This is a genomic window from Paraburkholderia terricola, from assembly GCF_003330825.1.
GTDB classification, from domain to species: domain Bacteria; phylum Pseudomonadota; class Gammaproteobacteria; order Burkholderiales; family Burkholderiaceae; genus Paraburkholderia; species Paraburkholderia terricola.
In genome coordinates this window covers 3,972,903-3,992,750 of sequence record NZ_CP024941.1, presented here as the reverse complement: position 1 = coordinate 3,992,750, position 19,848 = coordinate 3,972,903, and the positions used below count along the sequence as shown (strand labels likewise).

Annotated in this window: 18 protein-coding genes; all 18 read left to right on the top strand. The window is 61.3% G+C overall.

Going from position 1 to position 19,848, the window contains the following annotated elements; all coding sequences use genetic code 11:
- The first annotated feature begins 222 nt into the window (after positions 1-222).
- The 18 genes from CUJ90_RS18105 (at position 223) to atpG (ending at position 19,821) form a co-directional block, all read left to right on the top strand.
- Positions 223-1,107, top strand: coding sequence for a branched-chain amino acid ABC transporter permease (locus tag CUJ90_RS18105; RefSeq protein WP_073427854.1), 885 nt, complete (start codon positions 223-225; stop codon positions 1,105-1,107).
- Positions 1,107-2,078, top strand: a complete 972-nt coding sequence (locus CUJ90_RS18100; protein ID WP_073427853.1) for a branched-chain amino acid ABC transporter permease — start codon at positions 1,107-1,109, stop codon at positions 2,076-2,078. Before CUJ90_RS18105 ends, CUJ90_RS18100 begins: the two co-directional genes overlap by 1 nt.
- Before the next feature lie 525 nt (positions 2,079-2,603).
- Complete coding sequence (locus CUJ90_RS18095; protein ID WP_114163370.1) at positions 2,604-3,770, top strand: ABC transporter substrate-binding protein; 1,167 nt, start codon at positions 2,604-2,606, stop codon at positions 3,768-3,770.
- 359 nt (positions 3,771-4,129) lie between these two features.
- Positions 4,130-5,290, top strand: coding sequence for an ABC transporter substrate-binding protein (locus CUJ90_RS18090; RefSeq protein WP_114163369.1), 1,161 nt, complete (start codon positions 4,130-4,132; stop codon positions 5,288-5,290).
- A gap of 211 nt (positions 5,291-5,501) precedes the next feature.
- Positions 5,502-6,557: a branched-chain amino acid ABC transporter permease gene (locus CUJ90_RS18080; RefSeq protein ID WP_114163367.1), complete on the top strand. Its 1,056-nt coding sequence runs from the start codon at positions 5,502-5,504 to the stop codon at positions 6,555-6,557.
- Positions 6,558-6,561: 4 nt separating this feature from the next.
- Positions 6,562-8,346: a branched-chain amino acid ABC transporter ATP-binding protein/permease gene (locus tag CUJ90_RS18075; RefSeq protein WP_114163366.1), complete on the top strand. Its 1,785-nt coding sequence runs from the start codon at positions 6,562-6,564 to the stop codon at positions 8,344-8,346.
- Positions 8,347-8,357: 11 nt separating this feature from the next.
- Positions 8,358-9,110 (top strand): ABC transporter ATP-binding protein, encoded by a 753-nt coding sequence (locus CUJ90_RS18070; protein ID WP_176035758.1) that lies wholly within the window; start codon positions 8,358-8,360, stop codon positions 9,108-9,110.
- A gap of 173 nt (positions 9,111-9,283) precedes the next feature.
- The gene (gene mnmG, locus CUJ90_RS18065) at positions 9,284-11,242 is read left to right on the top strand and encodes a tRNA uridine-5-carboxymethylaminomethyl(34) synthesis enzyme MnmG (RefSeq protein ID WP_114163364.1); all 1,959 of its coding nucleotides are present in this window, start codon (positions 9,284-9,286) and stop codon (positions 11,240-11,242) included.
- Positions 11,239-11,922 (top strand): 16S rRNA (guanine(527)-N(7))-methyltransferase RsmG, encoded by a 684-nt coding sequence (rsmG, locus tag CUJ90_RS18060; RefSeq protein WP_073427846.1) that lies wholly within the window; start codon positions 11,239-11,241, stop codon positions 11,920-11,922. Before mnmG ends, rsmG begins: the two co-directional genes overlap by 4 nt.
- A 78-nt stretch (positions 11,923-12,000) precedes the next feature.
- The gene (locus CUJ90_RS18055) at positions 12,001-12,792 is read left to right on the top strand and encodes a ParA family protein (RefSeq protein ID WP_114163363.1); all 792 of its coding nucleotides are present in this window, start codon (positions 12,001-12,003) and stop codon (positions 12,790-12,792) included.
- Between the two features lie 17 nt (positions 12,793-12,809).
- Positions 12,810-13,697, top strand: a complete 888-nt coding sequence (locus CUJ90_RS18050) for a ParB/RepB/Spo0J family partition protein (RefSeq protein ID WP_114163362.1) — start codon at positions 12,810-12,812, stop codon at positions 13,695-13,697.
- A 489-nt stretch (positions 13,698-14,186) separates the two neighbouring features.
- Positions 14,187-14,732 carry an ATP synthase subunit I gene (locus CUJ90_RS18045; RefSeq protein WP_114163361.1) on the top strand — a complete coding sequence of 182 codons (546 nt, stop codon included), beginning with the start codon at positions 14,187-14,189 and terminating at the stop codon, positions 14,730-14,732.
- 159 nt (positions 14,733-14,891) lie between these two features.
- Entirely contained in the window at positions 14,892-15,743 is an 852-nt protein-coding gene (atpB, locus tag CUJ90_RS18040; RefSeq protein ID WP_073427842.1) for a F0F1 ATP synthase subunit A, read from the top strand.
- A gap of 80 nt (positions 15,744-15,823) precedes the next feature.
- The gene (gene atpE, locus CUJ90_RS18035; protein WP_007180033.1) at positions 15,824-16,093 is read left to right on the top strand and encodes a F0F1 ATP synthase subunit C; all 270 of its coding nucleotides are present in this window, start codon (positions 15,824-15,826) and stop codon (positions 16,091-16,093) included.
- Positions 16,094-16,232: 139 nt separating this feature from the next.
- Positions 16,233-16,703, top strand: coding sequence for a F0F1 ATP synthase subunit B (locus CUJ90_RS18030; protein WP_073427841.1), 471 nt, complete (start codon positions 16,233-16,235; stop codon positions 16,701-16,703).
- A 2-nt stretch (positions 16,704-16,705) separates the two neighbouring features.
- On the top strand, positions 16,706-17,245 hold the full coding sequence (locus CUJ90_RS18025; protein WP_073427840.1) for a F0F1 ATP synthase subunit delta: 540 nt from the start codon (positions 16,706-16,708) through the stop codon (positions 17,243-17,245).
- A gap of 58 nt (positions 17,246-17,303) precedes the next feature.
- The gene (atpA, locus tag CUJ90_RS18020; protein WP_073427839.1) at positions 17,304-18,845 is read left to right on the top strand and encodes a F0F1 ATP synthase subunit alpha; all 1,542 of its coding nucleotides are present in this window, start codon (positions 17,304-17,306) and stop codon (positions 18,843-18,845) included.
- 91 nt (positions 18,846-18,936) lie between these two features.
- Complete coding sequence (atpG, locus tag CUJ90_RS18015) at positions 18,937-19,821, top strand: F0F1 ATP synthase subunit gamma (RefSeq protein WP_073427838.1); 885 nt, start codon at positions 18,937-18,939, stop codon at positions 19,819-19,821.
- Positions 19,822-19,848 lie beyond the last annotated feature (27 nt).

The window sequence follows — 19,848 nt, the reverse complement described above, 5'->3', positions numbered from 1 at the left end:
GCGCGGACTGAGCGCCTGAAAGCCTGAAGGCGGCCTGCCCGGCGTCTTGCCTCGCGCTCGCACGTTAGTCGACGTCGAGCGGCGAGGCGAGCGCCGTGCGGACAAGCAGGCAGGCGGCAAACCGTTTCACATGCCGCGCGCGTTTGGCGATGTGCTTGCCGATCGCGCGCCGGCCGGATCGTGCGTCAGCCGATCTCACCTTGGCGATGGGTTAAGGCTTCAATGGACATCTTTGGCATTCCGCTACCGGCGATGCTGAGCCAGCTGCTGCTGGGGCTCGTGAACGGCTCGTTCTATGCGATTCTCAGCCTCGGCCTGGCGGTGATCTTCGGCTTGCTCAATGTGATCAACTTCGCGCATGGCGCGTTGTTCATGCTCGGCGCGATGCTCGCGTGGATGGGCTTTTCGTATTTCGGCCTGCCATATTGGCTGATGCTGGTGCTGGCGCCGCTGATCGTCGGGCTGTTCGGCGTGGCGATCGAGCGCTCGATGCTGCGCTGGCTCTACAAGCTCGACCATCTTTACGGCCTGCTGCTGACGTTCGGCCTCACGCTCGTCGTGGAAGGCGTGTTCCGCTCGATCTACGGTTCGTCGGGCCAGCCTTACGATGTGCCCTCGGCGCTCTCCGGCGCGACCAATCTCGGCTTCATGTTCCTGCCGAACTATCGTGCCTGGGTGGTGGTGGCCTCGCTCATCGTGTGCTTCGCGACGTGGTTCGTGATCGAGAAGACGCGCCTCGGCGCCTATTTGCGCGCGGGCACCGAGAACCCGAAACTGGTGGAGGCGTTCGGCATCAACGTGCCGCTGATGATCACGCTCACCTACGGCTTCGGCGTCGCGCTGGCCGCGTTCGCCGGCGTGCTCGCGGCGCCCGTGATCCAGGTCTCGCCGCTAATGGGCCAGCCGATGATCATCACCGTGTTCGCGGTGGTCGTGATCGGCGGCATGGGTTCGATCATGGGCTCGATTCTGACCGGCCTGATGCTCGGCGTGATCGAAGGGCTGACGCGCGTGTTTTACCCCGAGGCGTCGGCGACCGTCGTCTTCGTGATCATGGCGCTCGTGCTGCTGGTGCGTCCGGCGGGTCTCTTCGGCAAGGAAAAATGATGCAGAGAAAAGTGCTCTACGGCCTGCTGCTGGTCGCGCTCCTCGCGGTGCCCGTGCTCGGCATCTATCCGCTCTTCGTGATGAAGGTGATGTGCTTCGCGCTGTTCGCGGCGGCGTTCAATCTGCTGATCGGCTACACCGGCCTGCTGTCGTTCGGCCACGCGATGTTTCTCGCCTCGGCGGGCTACGTCACCGGCTATGCGATGCAGACGCTCGGCTTCTCGCCGGAGCTGGGCGTATTCGCCGGCACCGCGGCGGCGACCTTGCTCGGCCTCATCGTCGGTATCTTCGCGATTCGCCGTCAGGGCATCTACTTCGCAATGGTGACGCTGGCGCTCGCGCAGATGGTCTACTTCGTGTTCCTGCAAGCGCCGTTCACGCACGGCGAGGACGGACTGCAAGGCGTGCCGCGCGGCAAATTGTTCGGCTTGCTCGATCTGTCGTCCGACGGCACCTTGTATTTCGTCGTGTTGACCGTGATGGTGCTCGCGTTCCTGCTGATCGTGCGGATCGTGCATTCGCCGTTCGGGCAAGTGCTGGTGGCGATCAAGGAGAACGAGCCGCGCGCGGTATCGCTCGGCTACGACACCGATCGCTTCAAGCTGCTCGCGTTCATTCTGTCGGCGGGGCTCGCGGGCCTCGCGGGGTCCCTGAAGGTGCTGGTGCAAGGCTTCGAGACGCTGAGCGACGCCTACTGGACCATGTCGGGTCTCGTCGTGCTGATGACGCTCGTCGGCGGCATGGGCACGCTGTTCGGGCCGCTGCTCGGCGCGGCGCTGATCGTCGCGCTCGAGGACCGGCTCGGCGATATCGGCGGCACGCTGGCTGCCACGACGGGCATCGAATGGTTCCGCTCGCTGGGCGAGTCGGTGACCATCGTGACCGGCGTGATTTTTATCGCCTGCGTGCTGGCGTTCCGGCGCGGCATTGTCGGCGAGATCATCGCGCGGGTGCGGCCGTTGCGGGCTTGAAGCGAGGCAAAGCAAAGCACGTCGTTGCTTTGGGATCCGATATAGGCGCGTCCGTCGAAAGCGGTGACGGCAATGCTGCGGTCTCGCATGGTCGTAAGGCATTTGGCGACGAGCTTTGCTCATACCCGCCCCAAATCGGTGCCGCACTGCACCACTAGGGTAATTGCTAGTTGTTGCATGCCAGGTGCTCGTTTAACCTTCATGCAGTTCTGACGCACCACGAAATTTGCAGGTGGAGAACGAGGAGACAATGAGGCACTCAGTGCCCAGACGAAAGCGCTGTTGGATTGATATCCAACAGCGCTTTTTATTTGTCTTTTCGTTTATGCGCGATTCGAATCGTCCACTCATTCGGCGATCTTTTTTATTCGCCGAAGCCCTTCCTGTTTCGCCTGCGTAAAACCCGTAAAACGCTTGCAGCGTGCGGCTTTGCTCCGCTACACTCGCGATTCGCCGACCGCTGGGTCGGGGTTTAAATCCGCGGATTTAAACTCGAATGAATAACGGGGTAGACAGAGGAGCGGGATGAAGTCGGCATTGCGTTGGATCAGCGCGGCATGGGTCGCCACGGGAGTTTGCGCGGCATGGAGCGGCCATGCGTTCGCGGACGTGAAAATCGGCGTAACGGTATCGGCAACGGGGCCCGCCGCGTCGCTCGGTATTCCGGAAAAGAACACGGTTGCGCTGCTGCCCAAGGAAGTGGCGGGCCAGAAAATCGACTACATCGTGCTCGACGACGCCACGGATTCGACCCAGGCCGTCAAGAACGCGCGCAGGCTCACCAGCGAAGATCACGTGGATGCGCTGATCGGCTCGACCGTCGTGCCGAACTCGCTGGCGATGATCGACGTCGCCACTGAAAGCGCCACGCCGATGATTTCCATGGCCGCCGCGGCGAGCATCGTCGAACCGATGGATGCAAAGCGCGCGTGGGTCTTCAAGACGCCGCAAAACGACATTCTGATGGCCACCGCGATCGCGCAGCACATGGCGAATCACGGTGTGAAGACGGTCGCGTTCATCGGCTTTGCGGACGCCTATGGCGAGAGCTGGTTCAGGGAATTCGGCAAGGCTGCGGATCTCGCGAAGATCAAGGTCGTCGCTAACGAGCGCTTTGCGCGCAACGACGCGTCGGTGACCGGCCAGGTGCTGAAGATCATGTCGCAGAACCCGGATGCGGTGCTGATCGCCGGCGCGGGCACACCGGCCGCGCTGCCGCAAAAAACGCTCAGGGAGCGTGGCTACAAGGGCAAGTATTATCAGACGCATGGCGTCGCCAATAACGACTTCCTGCGCGTGTGCGGCAAGGATTGCGAGGGCACGTATCTGCCCGCCGGCCCGCTGCTCGTCGCCGAGCAATTGCCTGACTCCAACCCTGTGAAGAAAAGCTCGCTCACCTACAAGCGCGCGTATGAAGCCGCGTACGGCGCGGGCTCGGTGTCGACATTCGGCGGTCACGCGTGGGATGCTGGCTTGCTCTTGCAACGCGCGATTCCTCTCGCGTTGAAGAAGGGGCAGCCGGGCACGCCCGCGTTCCGCGAGGCGCTGCGCGCGGCGCTCGAAGGCACGAAAGACGCGCCCGCCGCGCACGGCATCTTCAACATGAGCGCGAACGATCATGCCGGCCTCGACCAGCGGGCGCGCGTGATGGTGGAGATCGTCGGCGGCAAGTGGAAGCTGTCCGGCGACTGAGCGAAGGCGAATCGAAACGGAGCCCACCTAAAAAAGACGCGTGCAGTTGACGCGTCTTTTTTATTGCACGCGCAACGCGAAAGGTGGGGTCGCACCGCTTCAGGACAAACCCGCATTCGGGCTGCAGTCTATTGACCGTGACCGATGCAGAACGCAATATCACTAGCATGTTAGTGGTTTGCCCGGAATAGAAATCGCAGCAGCAGTTCGCAGCAGGGGAGTGGCACGAGAGCGGCGAAGGCATTCATGCTCGGCAGGGAAAACCATGCTTGGCATGCCTGGACCCGATAACTAGATTCAGACACCCGGCCGGTGAGCCGGATTACGGATACGCGCTTCAAAGCGTTCGGAGACTTGCAATGAAAAAGACAAAGCAGTGGGTATGCACCAGCATCGCGATGGCATTGATGTGCGGCGCGGGCGCGGCCTACGCGCAGGTGAAAATCGGCGTGACGCTGTCCACCACGGGGCCGGCTGCGTCGCTGGGAATTCCTGAAAAGAATACGATCGCTCTGCTGCCGAAAGAGATCGGCGGCAAGACCGTGCAGTACATCATCCTCGATGACGCATCGGACACCGGCAAGGCCGTGCAGAACACGCGCAAGCTGATCGACGAAGATCACGTCGACGCGATCGTCGGCTCGACCGTCACGCCGAATTCGCTGGCCATGCTCGACGCGGTGGCTGAAGGCAAGACGCCGATGATCTCGCTGGCGGCCTCGGCCGCGATCATTTCGCCGATGGACGCGCAGCGCGCATGGGCCTTCAAGCCGCCGCAAAACGACAGCCTGATGGCCGATGCGATTGCCGATTACATGGAGCATCACGGCGTGAAGACGGTGGGTTTCATCGGCTTCGCGGATGCCTACGGCGATAGCTGGAACAACGTGTTTACCGCCGCGGCCAACGCGCACAATCTGAAGGTCGTTTCCAACGAGCGATTCAACCGCACGGACGCTTCAGTCACCGGCCAGGTGTTGAAGACGATGGGCGCGAATCCCGACGCGGTGCTGATCGCGGGCTCGGGCACGCCGTCGGCGCTGCCGGCCAAGACGCTCAAGGAGCGCGGCTACAAGGGCAAGGTTTATCAGACACACGGCGTCGCGAACAACGACTTCCTGCGCGTGTGCGGCAAGGACTGCGAAGGCGAAATCCTGCCGGCCGGTCCGATCCTCGTTGCCGATCAACTGCCGGACTCGAATGCGGTGAAGAAGTCCTCGCTGGCCTATAAGGCTGCGTACGAGAAGGCCTATGGCGCGGGCTCGGTCGCGACCTTCGGCGGTCACGCATGGGACGCCGGCCAGATGCTGCAACGTGCGATTCCCGAAGCGCTGAAAACCGCGCAACCGGGCACGGAGGCATTCCGCGTGGCACTGCGCGGCGCGCTCGAAAACATCAAGGAGCTGCCGGTCTCGCACGGCATCATGAACATGACCACGACCGACCACAATGGCCTCGACAAGCGCGCACGCGTGATCGTGCAGATCGTCGACGGCAAGTGGAAGCTGCAGAACGACTAACGACAAAACGGTACGCGCCTCTCGCGCAATGTGCGGCCTGTGACGCCGCATTGCCATTCTGTTCGATGACAATGGCAACGACCGCCGCGCCGTGTTCCGGCGCGGCGGTCGCCTTTTCAGGCATGACAGCCTGACGGCCGCGGCTGCGAGTTCTGCCGCTGCCGCCACGATTGTTTCCCGGTTTCGATTTCGACGCTTCAGGACGAGGAAGATGGATCTATCAATTGCGGCGATCCTCGCGCAGGACGGCATCACCACCGGCGCGATCTACGCGCTGCTCGCGCTCGCGCTGGTGCTGGTGTTCTCCGTGACGCGGGTGATCTTCATCCCGCAGGGGGAGTTTGTTTCATACGGCGCGTTGACGCTCGCCGCCTTGCAGACACAAAAATTTCCCGCCACCTGCTGGCTGCTGATGGCGATGGGCGCTGCGTGCTTCGTCGTCGAGACGGCGGGGTTGGTGCGGCATCCCGAGCGGCGCCGGCATGCGGCACGCACGCTGGTGATGCTGGTCGGCAAATACCTGCTGTTTCCGATCGCGGTATACGCGCTCACGCGCGGCGTTTTCCTTCAGCCTCTGCCGATGATCGTGCAGATTGCGTTGACGCTACTGATCGTGATTCCGATGGGCCCATTCGTCTACCGGCTCGCGTATGAGCCGATCGCGGAGGCGACCACGTTGTTGCTGCTCATCGTGGCGGTGGCGGTGCACTTCGCGATGGTCGGCCTGGGGCTCGTGATGTTCGGCGCCGAAGGCTCGCGTACCACGGCGTTTTCCGATGCGACCTTCACTGCCGGCAGCCTTTCGATCTCCGGGCAAAGTCTGTGGGTGGTGGGCACGGCGGTGGTGTTGATCGGCGCGCTATACCTGTATTTCGACCGCTCGATCTCGGGCAAGGCGTTGCGCGCCACGTCGGTGAACCGGCTCGGCGCGCGGCTCGTCGGCATCGGCACGACGCAGGCGGGACGCCTCGCGTTCACGCTCGCGGCAGGGCTCGGCGCGCTGTGCGGCATTCTCGTCGCACCGCTGACCACCATTTATTACGACTCGGGCTTCCTGATCGGTTTGAAGGGCTTCGTGGGCGCGATTATCGGCGGCCTCGTCAGCTATCCGCTGGCGGCGGCGGGCTCGATCCTGGTCGGCCTGCTGGAGTCGTATTCGTCGTTCTGGGCGAGCGCGTACAAGGAAGTGATCGTGTTCACGCTGATCATCCCGGTGCTGCTGTGGCGCAGTCTAGCCAGCCCGCACGCCGAAGAAGACGAGGAGTGACGCGATGAAACGGATCATGCAAAACAAGTTCTTCTGGCTGTTCCTGATCGTGCTGTTCTCGCTGCCGGTGTTGCCGCAGCCGATCCATGTGCCCGAGTATTGGGTGACGCTGCTCAACTACATCGGCTTGTACTCGATCGTGGCGATCGGGCTTATCCTGCTGACCGGCATTGGTGGGATGACGAGCTTCGGGCAGGCAGCGTTCGTCGGTATCGGCGCCTACGCGACCGCCTATCTCACGACGCGGTTCGGCGTATCGCCGTGGCTCGCGCTGATCGCCGGCGTGGTCGTGACCGCCTTGATCGCGCTGATGCTGGGTCTCGTGACGATGCGCCTCTCCGGTCACTTTCTGCCGCTCGGCACGATCGCATGGGGACTCGCGCTGTTCTATCTGTTCGGCAATCTTGAAATGCTCGGCAAGTACGACGGCATCAACGGGATTCCGGTGCTAAATGTTTTTGGCATCAACCTGGAATCGGGGCGCCATATTTATTACCTGATCTGGCTGGTCGTGCTCGGCGCGGTGGTGTCTGTTCAAAATCTGCTTAATAGCCGGCCCGGGCGAGCGATCCGTGCACTGCGCGGCGGCGGCATGATGGCCGAAGCCATGGGCGTGAATACCGGCTGGATGCGCGTGGTGATTTTCGTCTATGCCGCTGTGCTGGCGTCGATTTCGGGCTTTCTCTACGCCCACCTTCAACGTGCGGTGAATCCCACGCCGTTCGGCTTGAATCACGGCATCGAGTTTCTGTTCATGGCGGTGGTGGGTGGCGTGTCGCATGTTTGGGGCGCGGTGCTCGGCGCGGCCATCCTGACTGTGTTGCAGGACTATCTTCAAACGCTGCTGCCCAGGTTGCTCGGGGAGAACGGGAACTTCGAAGTAATCGTATTCGGCATCTTGATGGTGCTGTTGTTGCAATACGCCCGCCAAGGCGTATGGCCGTTCGTCGCACGTTTCTTCCCGCGCGGGCCACGCGCGCATCTGCCGGATCACGCTGAGCCCTTGCCGCAGCGCAGCAAGCCGGTCGAGGGAGAAAGTCTGCTGACGGTGAATAAGGCGCGTAAGCAGTTCGGCGGGCTCGTGGCGGTGAACGACGTCAGCTTCGAGGTGAAAGCAGGGCAGATCATCGGCCTGATCGGTCCGAACGGCGCGGGCAAGTCGACCACGTTCAATCTGGTTACCGGCGTGTTTCAAGCGACCAGTGGAGAGATTACTTTCCGCGGCGAACGCATTGATTCGCTGAATTCACGTGAAATCGTCAAGCGCGGAATCGGCCGCACGTTTCAGCACGTCAAACTTTTGCCGGGCATGACCGTGCTCGAGAACGTGGCGATTGGCGCGCATCTGCGTGGACAGGCCGGCATATGGCGTAGCATCGCCCGCCTGAACAGCGCGGAAGAGGCACGGCTGATGGCTGAAGCCGCGCGCCAGATTCGCCGCGTCGGGCTCGAGCAGCACATGTACGATGAGGCCGGCAGTCTGGCGCTAGGGCAGCAGCGGATTCTCGAAATCGCCCGTGCGCTGTGCTGCGATCCGACCTTGCTGCTGCTGGATGAGCCGGCGGCAGGTCTGCGATATCAGGAGAAGCTGCAACTGGCTGATCTGTTGCGCCGACTCAAGGCTGAAGGCATGAGCGTGCTGCTGGTCGAACACGATATGGATTTCGTGATGAATCTCACCGATCGGCTGGTGGTGATGGAGTTCGGCACGCGTATCGCGGAAGGTTTGCCGCTGGAGGTACAGCAGGACCCGGCGGTGCTCGAAGCGTATCTCGGCGGGGTGGAATGATGGAGAACACGATGAATGCCGCTGCACCGATTCTCGACGTGACCGGTTTGTCGGTCCGGTATGGCAAGGTTGAGGCACTGCACGGCGCGGCGATCAAAGTGGGGGCTGGACAGATCGTCTCGGTGATTGGGCCGAACGGCGCGGGCAAGTCTACGTTGCTGAATGCGATCATGGGAGCGTTGCCGACCACGGGCCATGCGAAGGGCACCATTCTGTATCAGGGCGAAGACGTCAGCGCGGTGCCGGTTGAAAAGCGGGTCGCGCGCGGCATGTGTCTCGTGCCAGAAAAGCGTGAGCTGTTTGCGTCGATGACGGTCGAGGACAACCTCGTGCTCGGGGCTTATCGGCGCAAGCGTGCGGGGGAGCGTAACTTCCTCGACCAGTTGGAGCCGGTCTTTACGCTGTTTCCTCGGCTGAAGGAACGCCGCAAGCAGGCGGCAGGGACGTTGTCCGGGGGCGAGCGGCAAATGCTCGCGGTAGGACGAGCGCTGATGGGGAAGCCCGATCTACTGATGTTGGACGAGCCGAGTTTGGGTCTCGCGCCGTTGATCGTGAAAGAGATTTTTCACATCATTAGCGCGCTGCGCCAGACGGGCGTCGCCACACTGTTGATCGAACAGAACGCCCGGGCAGCGCTGCAAATCTCCGATTATGGCTATGTGCTTGAAACGGGCGAACTGGCGCTCGAAGGTCCGGCGGCTGATCTTGCGCAAAATCCGCGGGTGATCGAGACCTATCTGGGGCTGGCTAAGAAAGTGGCTTAGCGTCGGTCGCGTCATCGTTTTCTCGCTGTTCGAAGCGGCGTGTTTCACGTGAAACACGCCGCTTTTTTATTGATTGGCCGTTCGGACGAAATTCGGGCCTAAACCGAACCCGTTATAATTCGTCGATACATTTCCTTTAAAGGCTCACGCGACGATCTGGCGTGAGATCCGCCATGCTTTTTCCCACAGAATTTGACGTAATCGTCGTCGGAGGTGGTCATGCCGGCACCGAGGCTGCATTGGCTTCGGCGCGCATGGGCAATACGACGCTGCTGCTGACGCACAACATCGAGACCCTCGGACAGATGAGTTGCAATCCGTCGATTGGCGGCATCGGCAAGGGCCATCTCGTGAAGGAAGTCGATGCGCTAGGCGGTGCAATGGCGGCCGCGACGGACGAGGGCGGCATCCAGTTCCGCATCCTCAATTCGTCGAAGGGGCCGGCCGTTCGCGCGACGCGCGCTCAGGCAGACCGTCTGCTTTATAAGCAGGCAATCCGGCATCGGCTGGAGAATCAGCCGAACTTGTGGCTATTCCAGCAAGCCGTCGACGATTTGATGGTCGAGGGTGACCGAGTAGTCGGTGCGGTTACGCAGGTGGGCATTCGTTTTCGCTCGCGCGCAGTGGTCTTGACGGCTGGGACGTTCCTCGACGGCAAGATTCATGTCGGGTTAAACAACTATACCGGCGGCCGTGCCGGTGACCCCGCTGCGGTGTCCTTGTCCGCGCGACTCAAGGAATTGAAGCTGCCGCAAGGCCGGCTCAAGACCGGGACGCCACCGCGCATCGACGGACGCACGATCGATTTTTCCAAGCTCGAAGAACAGCCGGGCGACCTGGATCCGGTGCCCGTGTTCTCGTTTCTCGGGCGCGTTGAGCAGCATCCGCGGCAAGTGCCGTGCTGGGTCACGCACACCAATGAGCGTACGCACGACATCATCCGCGGCGGGCTCGACCGCTCGCCCATGTACACGGGCGTCATCGAGGGAGTGGGGCCGCGCTATTGCCCATCCATCGAGGACAAGATCCATCGCTTCGCGACGAAGGAATCGCACCAGATTTTCCTTGAACCAGAAGGGCTGACGACGAACGAGTTCTATCCGAACGGCATTTCCACGAGCCTTCCGTTCGACGTACAACTGGAACTGGTGCGGTCGATGCGCGGTTTGGAGCACGCGCATATCCTGCGGCCAGGCTACGCGATCGAATATGACTATTTCGACCCGCGAGGACTTAAGGCCTCGCTGGAAACGAAAGTGATCGACGGGTTGTTCTTTGCGGGTCAAATCAACGGCACGACCGGCTACGAGGAAGCTGCCGCGCAAGGTTTGCTCGCGGGCATCAACGCCGGATTGCACGTGCAGGGCAAGGAAGCCTGGTGTCCTCGCCGCGACCAGGCGTATCTCGGCGTGTTGGTCGACGATCTCGTTACCCGTGGCGTCTCCGAGCCGTACCGGATGTTCACGAGCCGCGCGGAATATCGTCTGAGTTTGCGTGAAGACAACGCCGATATGCGCCTGACTGAAATCGGGCGCGAGCTCGGCGTCGTCGACGATATCCGGTGGAACGCATTCAGCCGTAAGCGCGACGCGGTTTCACGTGAAACAGAGCGGCTCCGCACAACGTGGGTCAATCCTAAGACGTTACCTGCGGAGGAAGCGACGGCATTGCTCGGCAAGCCGATCGATCACGAGTACAGCTTGGCCGATCTACTGCGTCGCCCGGGGATCAGCTACGACGGCGTTTGCGCTTTGCGCACAGGCACATGCGCAGCGCCCGACCTATTGGCCGAAGACGACGTGCTGCGCGCTCAGATCAAGGAACAGATCGAGATCGGCATTAAGTATCAGGGCTATATCGACCGCCAGGCCGGTGAAATCGAGCGCAATGAGGCGCACGAAAGCACGAGGTTGCCGGACGGCCTGGATTACGCCGAAGTCCGCGGGCTGTCGTTCGAGGCGCGCCAGAAGCTGACGCAGTTCCGCCCCGAGACCATTGGACAGGCGTCGCGCATTTCGGGCATCACGCCGGCGGCGATCTCGTTGCTGATGGTGCATTTGAAGCGCGGTTTGGGACGCCGTCCGGCGAAACCGGCTGCGCCTGACACCGACGCTACGCCGGTGACGCAATGACCGTGAGCCAGAAGGGAGGCGGTAGGGAAGCGTTGGCGCCGTTGCTGACGGATGGTGCGCGCGAACTCGGCCTCGATCTGAGCGACGCCCAACTCGGCAAGCTGCTCGATTACGTCGCCTTGCTGTCGAAGTGGAACGCCGTCTACAACCTGACGGCGATTCGTGATCCGCGGCAAATGCTGATTCAGCACATTCTGGATTCGCTCTCGATCGTGCCGCACCTAGCGCCGCGCGGTCCGTCCTCGGCGCTCGACGTGGGTTCCGGCGGCGGTCTGCCGGGTATCGTGCTGGCGATAGTTTTGCCTGAATGGACCGTCACTGTGAATGACATCGTTCATAAGAAGACGGCTTTTCAGGCTCAGGCCAAGGCCGAACTTGGCTTGGCGAATCTCTCGGTGGTGACTGGCCGCGTGGAAACACTGCGGCCGGGCGCCGAAGTTCCGGCGAAGTTCGACGTAATCGTCTCGCGCGCATTCGCAGAGCTCACGGATTTCGTTACACTGGCCCGTCATCTGGTTGCCGAGCACGGTGCAATCTGGGCGATGAAAGGGCAGCGTCCCGACGATGAGATCGAACGCTTGCCGGCGGGCGCCCACGTGGAACAGATCATCCGGCTGAACGTGCCGGCGCTGGACGCCGAACGGCATCTGATCAAGGTTGTCGTGGACGCCGGGAACTGACGACCGCCGCTAGCCTCACGCGTCCGATACCAATAGCGCTTTTTATTTCATCCAGGCAGCAAAAGGGACACTCCAACGATGGCAAAAATCTTCTGCGTTGCGAACCAGAAAGGCGGCGTCGGCAAGACGACGACCGCAGTCAATCTGGCCGCGAGCCTGGCAGCGCAGGAACAGCGAGTCCTTCTCATCGATCTGGACCCGCAAGGCAACGCCACGATGGGCAGCGGCATCGACAAGGGCGCATGTGCGAACACCGTCTACGAGGTGCTCGTGGATGGCGTCGCGGTGAGCGACGCGCGAGTGCGGCCGGAAGCTGTCGACTATGACGTACTGCCCGCGAACCGCGAACTGGCCGGAGCGGAGGTCGAGCTGGTCAGCGTCCAGAACCGCGAGCGTCAACTGAAGCTCGCGCTGGCTGCGGTCGAGGGCGAATATGATTTCGTGCTGATCGACTGCCCGCCGGCTTTGTCGCTGCTCACGCTCAATGGCTTGTGCGCCGCACACGGCGTCGTCATTCCAATGCAATGCGAGTACTTCGCGCTCGAAGGTTTGTCGGATCTGGTCAACACGATCAAGCAGGTACACGCCAATCTGAACCGTGATCTGAAGGTGATCGGCCTGCTGCGCGTGATGTTCGATCCGCGCATCACTTTGCAACAGCAGGTTTCGGATCAACTGAAAGAGCATTTCGGCGACAAGGTATTCGATGTGGTGATCCCGCGCAATGTTCGTCTCGCCGAGGCGCCCAGCTATGGATTGCCGGGCGTCGTATTCGACACGGCGTCGCGCGGCGCGCAGGCGTATGTGCAGTTCGGCGCGGAAATGATTGAGCGGGTGCGCGCACTGAATAACGCGCCCCAGGCGTCCTAAGGGATCGAGGAAGCACGATGAATGCAGTAGCAAGAAAGAAGGGGCTGGGCCGCGGGCTGGAAGCGTTGCTTGGCGGCAGTGCGGACATTACAGAGGCCGTGACGATCGAAGGTGCGCCGCACGTGCTGCCGCTCAGCAAGTTGCAGGCGGGTAAGTATCAGCCGCGCACGCGCATGGACGAGGGCGCATTGCAGGAGCTCGCGGCCAGCATCCGTGCCCAGGGGCTGATGCAGCCGATCCTGGTGCGCCCCGTATCGGCGGACAAGTACGAGATCATCGCCGGCGAGCGTCGTTTCCGTGCGGCGCGCCTTGCGGGCCTCGACGAAGTGCCTGTGCTGGTGAAGGACGTGCCTGACCAGGCCGCTGCGGCGATGGCGCTGATCGAGAACATTCAGCGCGAGGATCTGAATCCGCTTGAAGAAGCGCAGGGCATTCAGCGCTTGCTCGATGAGTTCAACTTTACGCACGAGCAGGCGGCGGAGTCGGTCGGTCGGTCGCGTAGTGCGGTGTCAAACCTGCTGCGCCTGCTCAACCTCGCAACGCCGGTGCAGACCATGTTGTTGGCCGGCGACCTCGATATGGGGCATGCTCGCGCATTACTGGCTGTCGACGCCGCGACGCAGATCACGCTTGCCAATCAGGTCGTCAATAAGCGCATGTCGGTGCGCGAAACCGAAAAGCTGGTGACGTCGACCACCAAAGCGGCGCCGGCGGTCAAGGCGCGCGCTAATCCCGATGGCGGCCGCGATACGCGGCGACTCGAAGAGGAACTGTCGGACCTGCTCGCGGCAACGGTAAAGATCAAGCTCGGCCGACGTGGTCGAGGGCAGGTGCTGGTGGATTTCGGTGACCTTGACGCACTGGAAGGCATTCTTGTCCGCTTGCGTGGTAATGCCACGGCGTAAGCAGGGTGACGTGCGCTGAATCTGAGTATCGAACGATGTTGCCGGATCTGGAGTGCGACTGCGGGATCGGCTGGATTCCTAATTGATTCGGCGCCCGATGTTCGGAATCGTTGAACTGTGAGAGATGTGCGCGTCTATGCCTCCACCGCGACGGCTTCTCAGATGTCCACCCAAGGCGACGAAAAGCACTGTCTGTTGCATTTCAGAGACGTCTGTCGCCGCGCCTGCGCCGCCTGTCGATGAGTGCAGGCGCGCCGGATTCAATGCGTATATTTGATTGTCCCCCAAGCCTCCTTACATTCACCGTATTTTCATGCATCGGAAGGTGGTTCCCGCATCGTGAGCAGCGTTTTCATACCGGTTATTGAACGGCCTAAAGTCTTGAATTGCCTGCAACTATCGCTTACAATCGCCCGGATTTAATTGCACGGCAACCCCGTAAGCGCAGCGAAAGCTCGCGGGCTGGAACAAGACTTTCGGAACACTGCGATGGCGGTCAAAGCGTCGAATCAAGCGCCGAAGAATGGGCACGACGAACACCGCGCTGAACGCGCCGCTTCCGATGCGTCCACCGGTCCGCACGTTGCACCTGACGACGCGTGGGATGTCGAGCAACGAGATAACAATATCGTTCCGCTCACGCGGGCCGAGGCTGAGAAGCTGTTTGGTCCTAATGTGAGTCGTCCGTCGCGCGTTACGCCGTTTAAGGTTGTGGCAGCGCAAATGGTTTTGTCCCTGGTTGCTACGCTGGTGTGGTGGCTGTTTTACAAGCCGCCGGGCGCTGCTGCGCTGTCCGCGTTCCTGGGAGGAGCGATCTGCTGGTTGCCGGGCGCGTTGTTCGCGGCACGACTGAGAACGTTGAGCGGCGCGGAAACAGTGATGAGCTGGATGATCGGCGAAGCGCTCAAGATGGGGACAACGATCGCGATGTTTGTGGCCATCGCCTTCTGGTATCACGACGTACGCTGGGTGCCGCTGCTCGTGACCTACCTCATCGCGCTCAAGACGTACTGGATCGCCCTCGCCTGGCGCTAGTTCGCGGCAACAAGGTAGCAGCAAAAAATTCAGGCCGGCGCGCAGCGCTGGTAAGGCGTGCGGATACGGTACGATCCGCACCCGGCGCGTTTCCGCAAGAGAGCATCGCCGCGGGAACGGCCTAAGACGATTTTCGACAATTTGGGTGGCTTTAACGATATGGCAGCTAGCGAAGGCACGCGCGCAATGGATCCGTCCGAGTACATCGCGCACCACTTGCAGAACTTTTCCACCGGACACCAGACGTCGATTTTCGACATCCACGTGTGGAATCTGGACACCCTTTTCTGGTCGATCGTTTGCGGTCTGGCCACCATCTTGATTCTGCATTTCGCTGCCCGCAAGGCGACGTCCGGCGTGCCGGGCCGATTCCAGTGCGCAGTTGAAATGCTGGTCGAAATGGTCGAGGATCAATCGAAGTCGATGATCCACGGCACGCGCACCTTCATCGCGCCGCTGGCGTTGACCGTGTTCGTGTGGGTCGCGCTGATGAACGCCCTCGACTTTATCCCTGTCGACCTGCCGGGCCACGTGATCGACTGGCTGGGCCTCTCCGGCGTCATCTCGCATCACCGCATCGTGCCGACCGCCGATCTGAACGGTACGCTCGGCATCGCCCTCGGTGTCTTCGCGCTGATGATTTACTACAACTTCAAGATCAAGGGCGCCGGCGGCTTCGTGCACGAACTGCTGTCCGCTCCGTTCGGCGCGCATCCGCTGCTGTGGATCCCGAACCTTGCACTGAACATCATCGAGTTCGTCGCGAAGACGGTCTCGCTCGGCATGCGGCTGTTCGGCAACATGTACGCGGGCGAACTGTTGTTCCTGCTGATTGCCCTGCTCGGCAGCATCTGGAGCTTCGGCGCGGACACGACGGTGCTTGGCTTCATCGGCCACGTGATCGCCGGCAGCGTGTGGGCCATCTTCCACATCCTGATCGTGCTGCTGCAGGCGTTCATTTTCATGATGCTGACGCTGGTGTACATCGGCCAGGCACACGACACGCACTAACCCGCGCTGTCGACCAAAGAATCGCAGTTTTCAAATCCAGTTCCAACCAGTTCTAAAAGACTTTTCACAAAGGAGTGATCATGCAAGCTTTCATCGCCAACATCCAGGGTCTGACCGCCATCGGTATCGGCATCATCATCGGCCTGGGTGCAATCGGCGCCTGTATCGGTATCGGCCTGATGGGCGGCAAGTACATCGAAGCATGTGCACGCCAGCCGGAACTGATGAACCCGCTGCAAACCAAGATGTTCCTGCTGGCTGGTCTGATCGATGCGGCGTTCCTGATTGGCGTTGGTGTGGCAATGCTGTTTGCGTTCGCGAACCCGCTGCTGTCGAAGCTGGCAGGCTAAGGTTCCTCGGAAGTTTGCGCCTGAGCTATAACTGGTGAAGGCGCAGGGCGGAACGGGCACTTGGGCGCTGATCGAAGACAGAATCGATGAGCGCCTTGCCGTTTCACTTTTCCGAACTAGCAACGTTTAAGGAAACACCGTGAATCTCAACGCAACCCTGTTTGCGCAAATGGTCGTGTTCCTGATCCTCGCGTGGTTCACGATGAAGTTCGTGTGGCCGCCGCTGATCAATGCCCTCGACGAGCGCTCAAAGAAGATTGCTGACGGTTTGTCTGCCGCTGAAAAGGGCAAGGCTGAACTCGAAGCCGCTCACAAGCGCGTCGACCAGGAACTGGCTCAGGCACGCAACGACGGTCAGCAACGTATTGCTGACGCAGAAAAGCGCGCTGTGGCAGTCGCTGACGAAATCAAGACGCAAGCACAAGCCGAAGCGGCCCGCATCATCGCGCAAGCGAAGGCCGACGCGGAACAGCAAGTCGTCAAGGCGCGCGAAACGCTGCGCGGTGAAGTCGCCGCATTGGCTGTGAAGGGCGCTGAACAGATCCTGAAGCGTGAAGTCGACCAGGCAGCTCACGCTGACCTGCTGAATCAACTGAAAGCCGAGCTCTGATCATGGCCGAACTTGCAACCATCGCCCGTCCGTACGCAGAAGCGCTGTTTGGCGTGGCCGAAGCTGGTGACATCGCCGCCTGGTCCACGCTCGTGCAGGAGCTGGCACAGGTTGCGCGTCTGCCCGAAGTGCTGTCGATCGCCTCGAGCCCGAAAGTGAGCCGCGCCCAGGTCAGCGAACTGTTGCTGGCCGCGGTCAAGTCGCCGCTCAAGGACAACGCGCAAGCGAAGAACCTGGTGCAAATGCTGGTCGATAACCATCGCTTGCAATTGCTGCCGGAAATCGCCGTGCAGTTCGAAGAGTTGAAGAACGCCCGCGAAGGGGCGGCAGATGTGCTGATCGTCAGCGCATTCCCGCTCGAAGGCGCGCAGTTGAACGACCTCGTCGCAAGTCTCGAACGCAAGTTCAAGCGCAAGCTGAAGCCGACGGTCGAGGTCGACTCGTCGCTGATTGGCGGCGTGCGCGTGACGGTTGGCGACGAAGTGCTCGATACCTCGGTCCGCGCGCGGCTTGCCAGCATGCAAACGGCTCTGACGGCCTGAAGCGCCTCTTGCGCTGAAGCGGCTGGCACGCAACAGAATTGACTATCAGGAGCGAATAATGCAACTCAATCCCTCTGAGATCAGCGAGCTGATCAAGAGCCGGATCCAGGGTCTTGAAGCGAGCGCGGACGTTCGCAACCAGGGCACTGTGATCTCCGTGACCGACGGCATCGTGCGTATTCACGGCCTGTCGGAAGTGATGCAGGGCGAGATGCTCGAATTCCCGGGCAACACGTTCGGTCTCGCACTGAACCTCGAGCGCGACTCGGTCGGCGCCGTGATTCTGGGTGAATACGAACACATTTCGGAAGGCGACATCGTCAAGACGACGGGCCGCATTCTGGAAGTGCCGGTGGGTCCGGAACTGCTCGGCCGCGTGGTCGACGCACTCGGCAATCCCATCGACGGCAAGGGCCCGATCAATGCAAAGAAAACCGACGCAATCGAAAAGATCGCGCCGGGCGTGATCTGGCGTAAGTCGGTTTCCGAGCCGGTCCAAACCGGGCTGAAATCGATCGACGCGATGGTGCCGGTTGGCCGTGGCCAGCGCGAGCTGATCATCGGCGATCGCCAGTGCGGCAAGACCGCGGTCGCAGTCGATGCGATCATCAACCAGAAGGGCAAGAATCTCTTCTGTATCTACGTCGCGATCGGTCAGAAGGCTTCGTCGATCATGAACGTGGTGCGTAAGCTGGAAGAAACCGGCGCGCTGGAATACACGATCGTCGTGGCAGCTTCGGCTTCGGAATCGGCTGCCATGCAATACCTCGCGCCTTACGCGGGCTGCACGATGGGCGAGTACTTCCGCGATCGCGGCCAGGACGCGCTGATCGTCTACGACGACTTGACCAAGCAAGCTTGGGCATACCGCCAGATCTCGCTGTTGCTGCGCCGCCCGCCGGGTCGTGAAGCTTATCCGGGCGACGTGTTCTACCTGCACTCGCGTCTGCTGGAGCGTGCTGCTCGCGTCTCGGAAGAGTATGTCGAGAAGTTCACCAACGGCGAAGTGAAGGGCAAGAGCGGTTCGCTGACGGCGTTGCCGGTCATTGAAACGCAAGCAGGTGACGTGACGGCGTTCGTTCCGACGAACGTGATTTCGATTACCGACGGCCAGATCTTCCTGGAAACCGATCTTTTCAACGCAGGTATCCGCCCGGCGATCAACGCCGGCGTGTCGGTGTCGCGCGTCGGTGGTGCAGCTCAAACCAAGGTCGTGAAGAAGCTGTCGGGCGGTATCCGTACCGACCTCGCGCAGTATCGTGAACTGGCTGCGTTCGCGCAGTTCGCCTCGGACCTCGACGAAGCCACCCGTAAGCAACTGGAGCGCGGCCGCCGCGTGACGGAACTGCTCAAGCAGCCGCAGTATCAACCGCTGCAAGTGTGGGAACTGGCGATCTCGCTGTTTGCCGCGAACAACGGCTACCTCGACGATCTGGAAGTCGCACAGGTGCTGCCGTTCGAAAAGGGCCTGCGCGAATACCTGAAGTCGAGCCACGCTGACCTGATCAAGCGCGTCGAAGACACCAAGGAACTCTCGAAGGACGACGAAGGCCTGCTGCACACGGCCGTCAAAGACTTCAAGAAGTCCGGCGCTTATTGATCCGCGAGTGACCCGCAAGGCATAAACGGACCTTGAAGCGGCGCGGGCCGCAGGCAACTGAACCCGCGCTGCTTCGATCAAGGAGCAAGCAATGGCTGGAATGAAGGAAATTCGCGGCAAGATCAAGAGCGTGCAGAACACGCGCAAGATCACGAAAGCGATGGAGATGGTGGCCGCATCGAAGATGCGCCGCGCTCAGGAGCGCATGCGCGCTGCTCGCCCGTACGCCGACAAGGTCCGCGATATCGCTGCACACATGAGCCGTGCGAATCCCGAGTATCGTCACCCGTTCATGGTGTCGAACGAGGGCGCGAAGACGGCCGGCATCATCCTCGTCACGACCGACAAGGGTCTGTGCGGCGGCATGAACACCAACGTGCTGCGTGCGTCGCTGCAGAAGTTCAAGGAACTGGAAGGCCAGGGCAAGACGATCGAGGCAACCGCGATTGGCACCAAGGGTCTCGGTTTCCTGAACCGTCTGCGCGCGAAGGTGGTGTCGAATGTCGTGCATCTGGGCGACACGCCGCATCTGGAAAAGCTGATCGGCGCGGTGAAGGTTCAGCTCGACCTGTACTCGGAAGGCAAGGTTTCGGCGGTGTACCTGGCGTACACGCGCTTCGTCAATACGATGAAGCAGGAGCCGGTGATCGAGCAACTGCTGCCGCTGTCGGCAGACCAGTTCGAGCGCAAGGAAGAAGACGGCGCGACGCCGAGCACGCAGTGGGACTACATCTACGAGCCGGATGCGCAGGCCGTGGTGGACGAACTGCTGGTGCGTTATGTCGAAGCGCTGGTCTATCAGGCCGTCGCGGAAAACATGGCATCGGAACAGTCGGCACGAATGGTGGCGATGAAGGCCGCTTCCGATAACGCGAAGACGGTCATCAATGAACTGCAGCTCGTGTACAACAAGAGCCGCCAGGCCGCAATCACGAAAGAACTGTCGGAAATCGTCGGTGGCGCCGCTGCGGTCTGATCGTCAAGACGACAGGCAGGCCGACGC

Excerpts from the sequence above, each read along its gene's own strand:
- CUJ90_RS18105 (WP_073427854.1), top strand. The coding sequence starts at position 223 with ATGGACATCTTTGGCATTCCGCTACCGGCGATGCTGAGCCAGCTGCTG.
- CUJ90_RS18100 (WP_073427853.1), top strand. The coding sequence starts at position 1,107 with ATGCAGAGAAAAGTGCTCTACGGCCTGCTGCTGGTCGCGCTCCTCGCG.
- CUJ90_RS18095 (WP_114163370.1), top strand. The coding sequence starts at position 2,604 with ATGAAGTCGGCATTGCGTTGGATCAGCGCGGCATGGGTCGCCACGGGA.
- CUJ90_RS18090 (WP_114163369.1), top strand. The coding sequence starts at position 4,130 with ATGAAAAAGACAAAGCAGTGGGTATGCACCAGCATCGCGATGGCATTG.
- CUJ90_RS18080 (WP_114163367.1), top strand. The coding sequence starts at position 5,502 with ATGGATCTATCAATTGCGGCGATCCTCGCGCAGGACGGCATCACCACC.
- CUJ90_RS18075 (WP_114163366.1), top strand. The coding sequence starts at position 6,562 with ATGAAACGGATCATGCAAAACAAGTTCTTCTGGCTGTTCCTGATCGTG.
- CUJ90_RS18070 (WP_176035758.1), top strand. The coding sequence starts at position 8,358 with ATGAATGCCGCTGCACCGATTCTCGACGTGACCGGTTTGTCGGTCCGG.
- mnmG (WP_114163364.1), top strand. The coding sequence starts at position 9,284 with ATGCTTTTTCCCACAGAATTTGACGTAATCGTCGTCGGAGGTGGTCAT.
- rsmG (WP_073427846.1), top strand. The coding sequence starts at position 11,239 with ATGACCGTGAGCCAGAAGGGAGGCGGTAGGGAAGCGTTGGCGCCGTTG.
- CUJ90_RS18055 (WP_114163363.1), top strand. The coding sequence starts at position 12,001 with ATGGCAAAAATCTTCTGCGTTGCGAACCAGAAAGGCGGCGTCGGCAAG.
- CUJ90_RS18050 (WP_114163362.1), top strand. The coding sequence starts at position 12,810 with ATGAATGCAGTAGCAAGAAAGAAGGGGCTGGGCCGCGGGCTGGAAGCG.
- CUJ90_RS18045 (WP_114163361.1), top strand. The coding sequence starts at position 14,187 with ATGGCGGTCAAAGCGTCGAATCAAGCGCCGAAGAATGGGCACGACGAA.
- atpB (WP_073427842.1), top strand. The coding sequence starts at position 14,892 with ATGGCAGCTAGCGAAGGCACGCGCGCAATGGATCCGTCCGAGTACATC.
- atpE (WP_007180033.1), top strand. The coding sequence starts at position 15,824 with ATGCAAGCTTTCATCGCCAACATCCAGGGTCTGACCGCCATCGGTATC.
- CUJ90_RS18025 (WP_073427840.1), top strand. The coding sequence starts at position 16,706 with ATGGCCGAACTTGCAACCATCGCCCGTCCGTACGCAGAAGCGCTGTTT.
- atpA (WP_073427839.1), top strand. The coding sequence starts at position 17,304 with ATGCAACTCAATCCCTCTGAGATCAGCGAGCTGATCAAGAGCCGGATC.
- atpG (WP_073427838.1), top strand. The coding sequence starts at position 18,937 with ATGGCTGGAATGAAGGAAATTCGCGGCAAGATCAAGAGCGTGCAGAAC.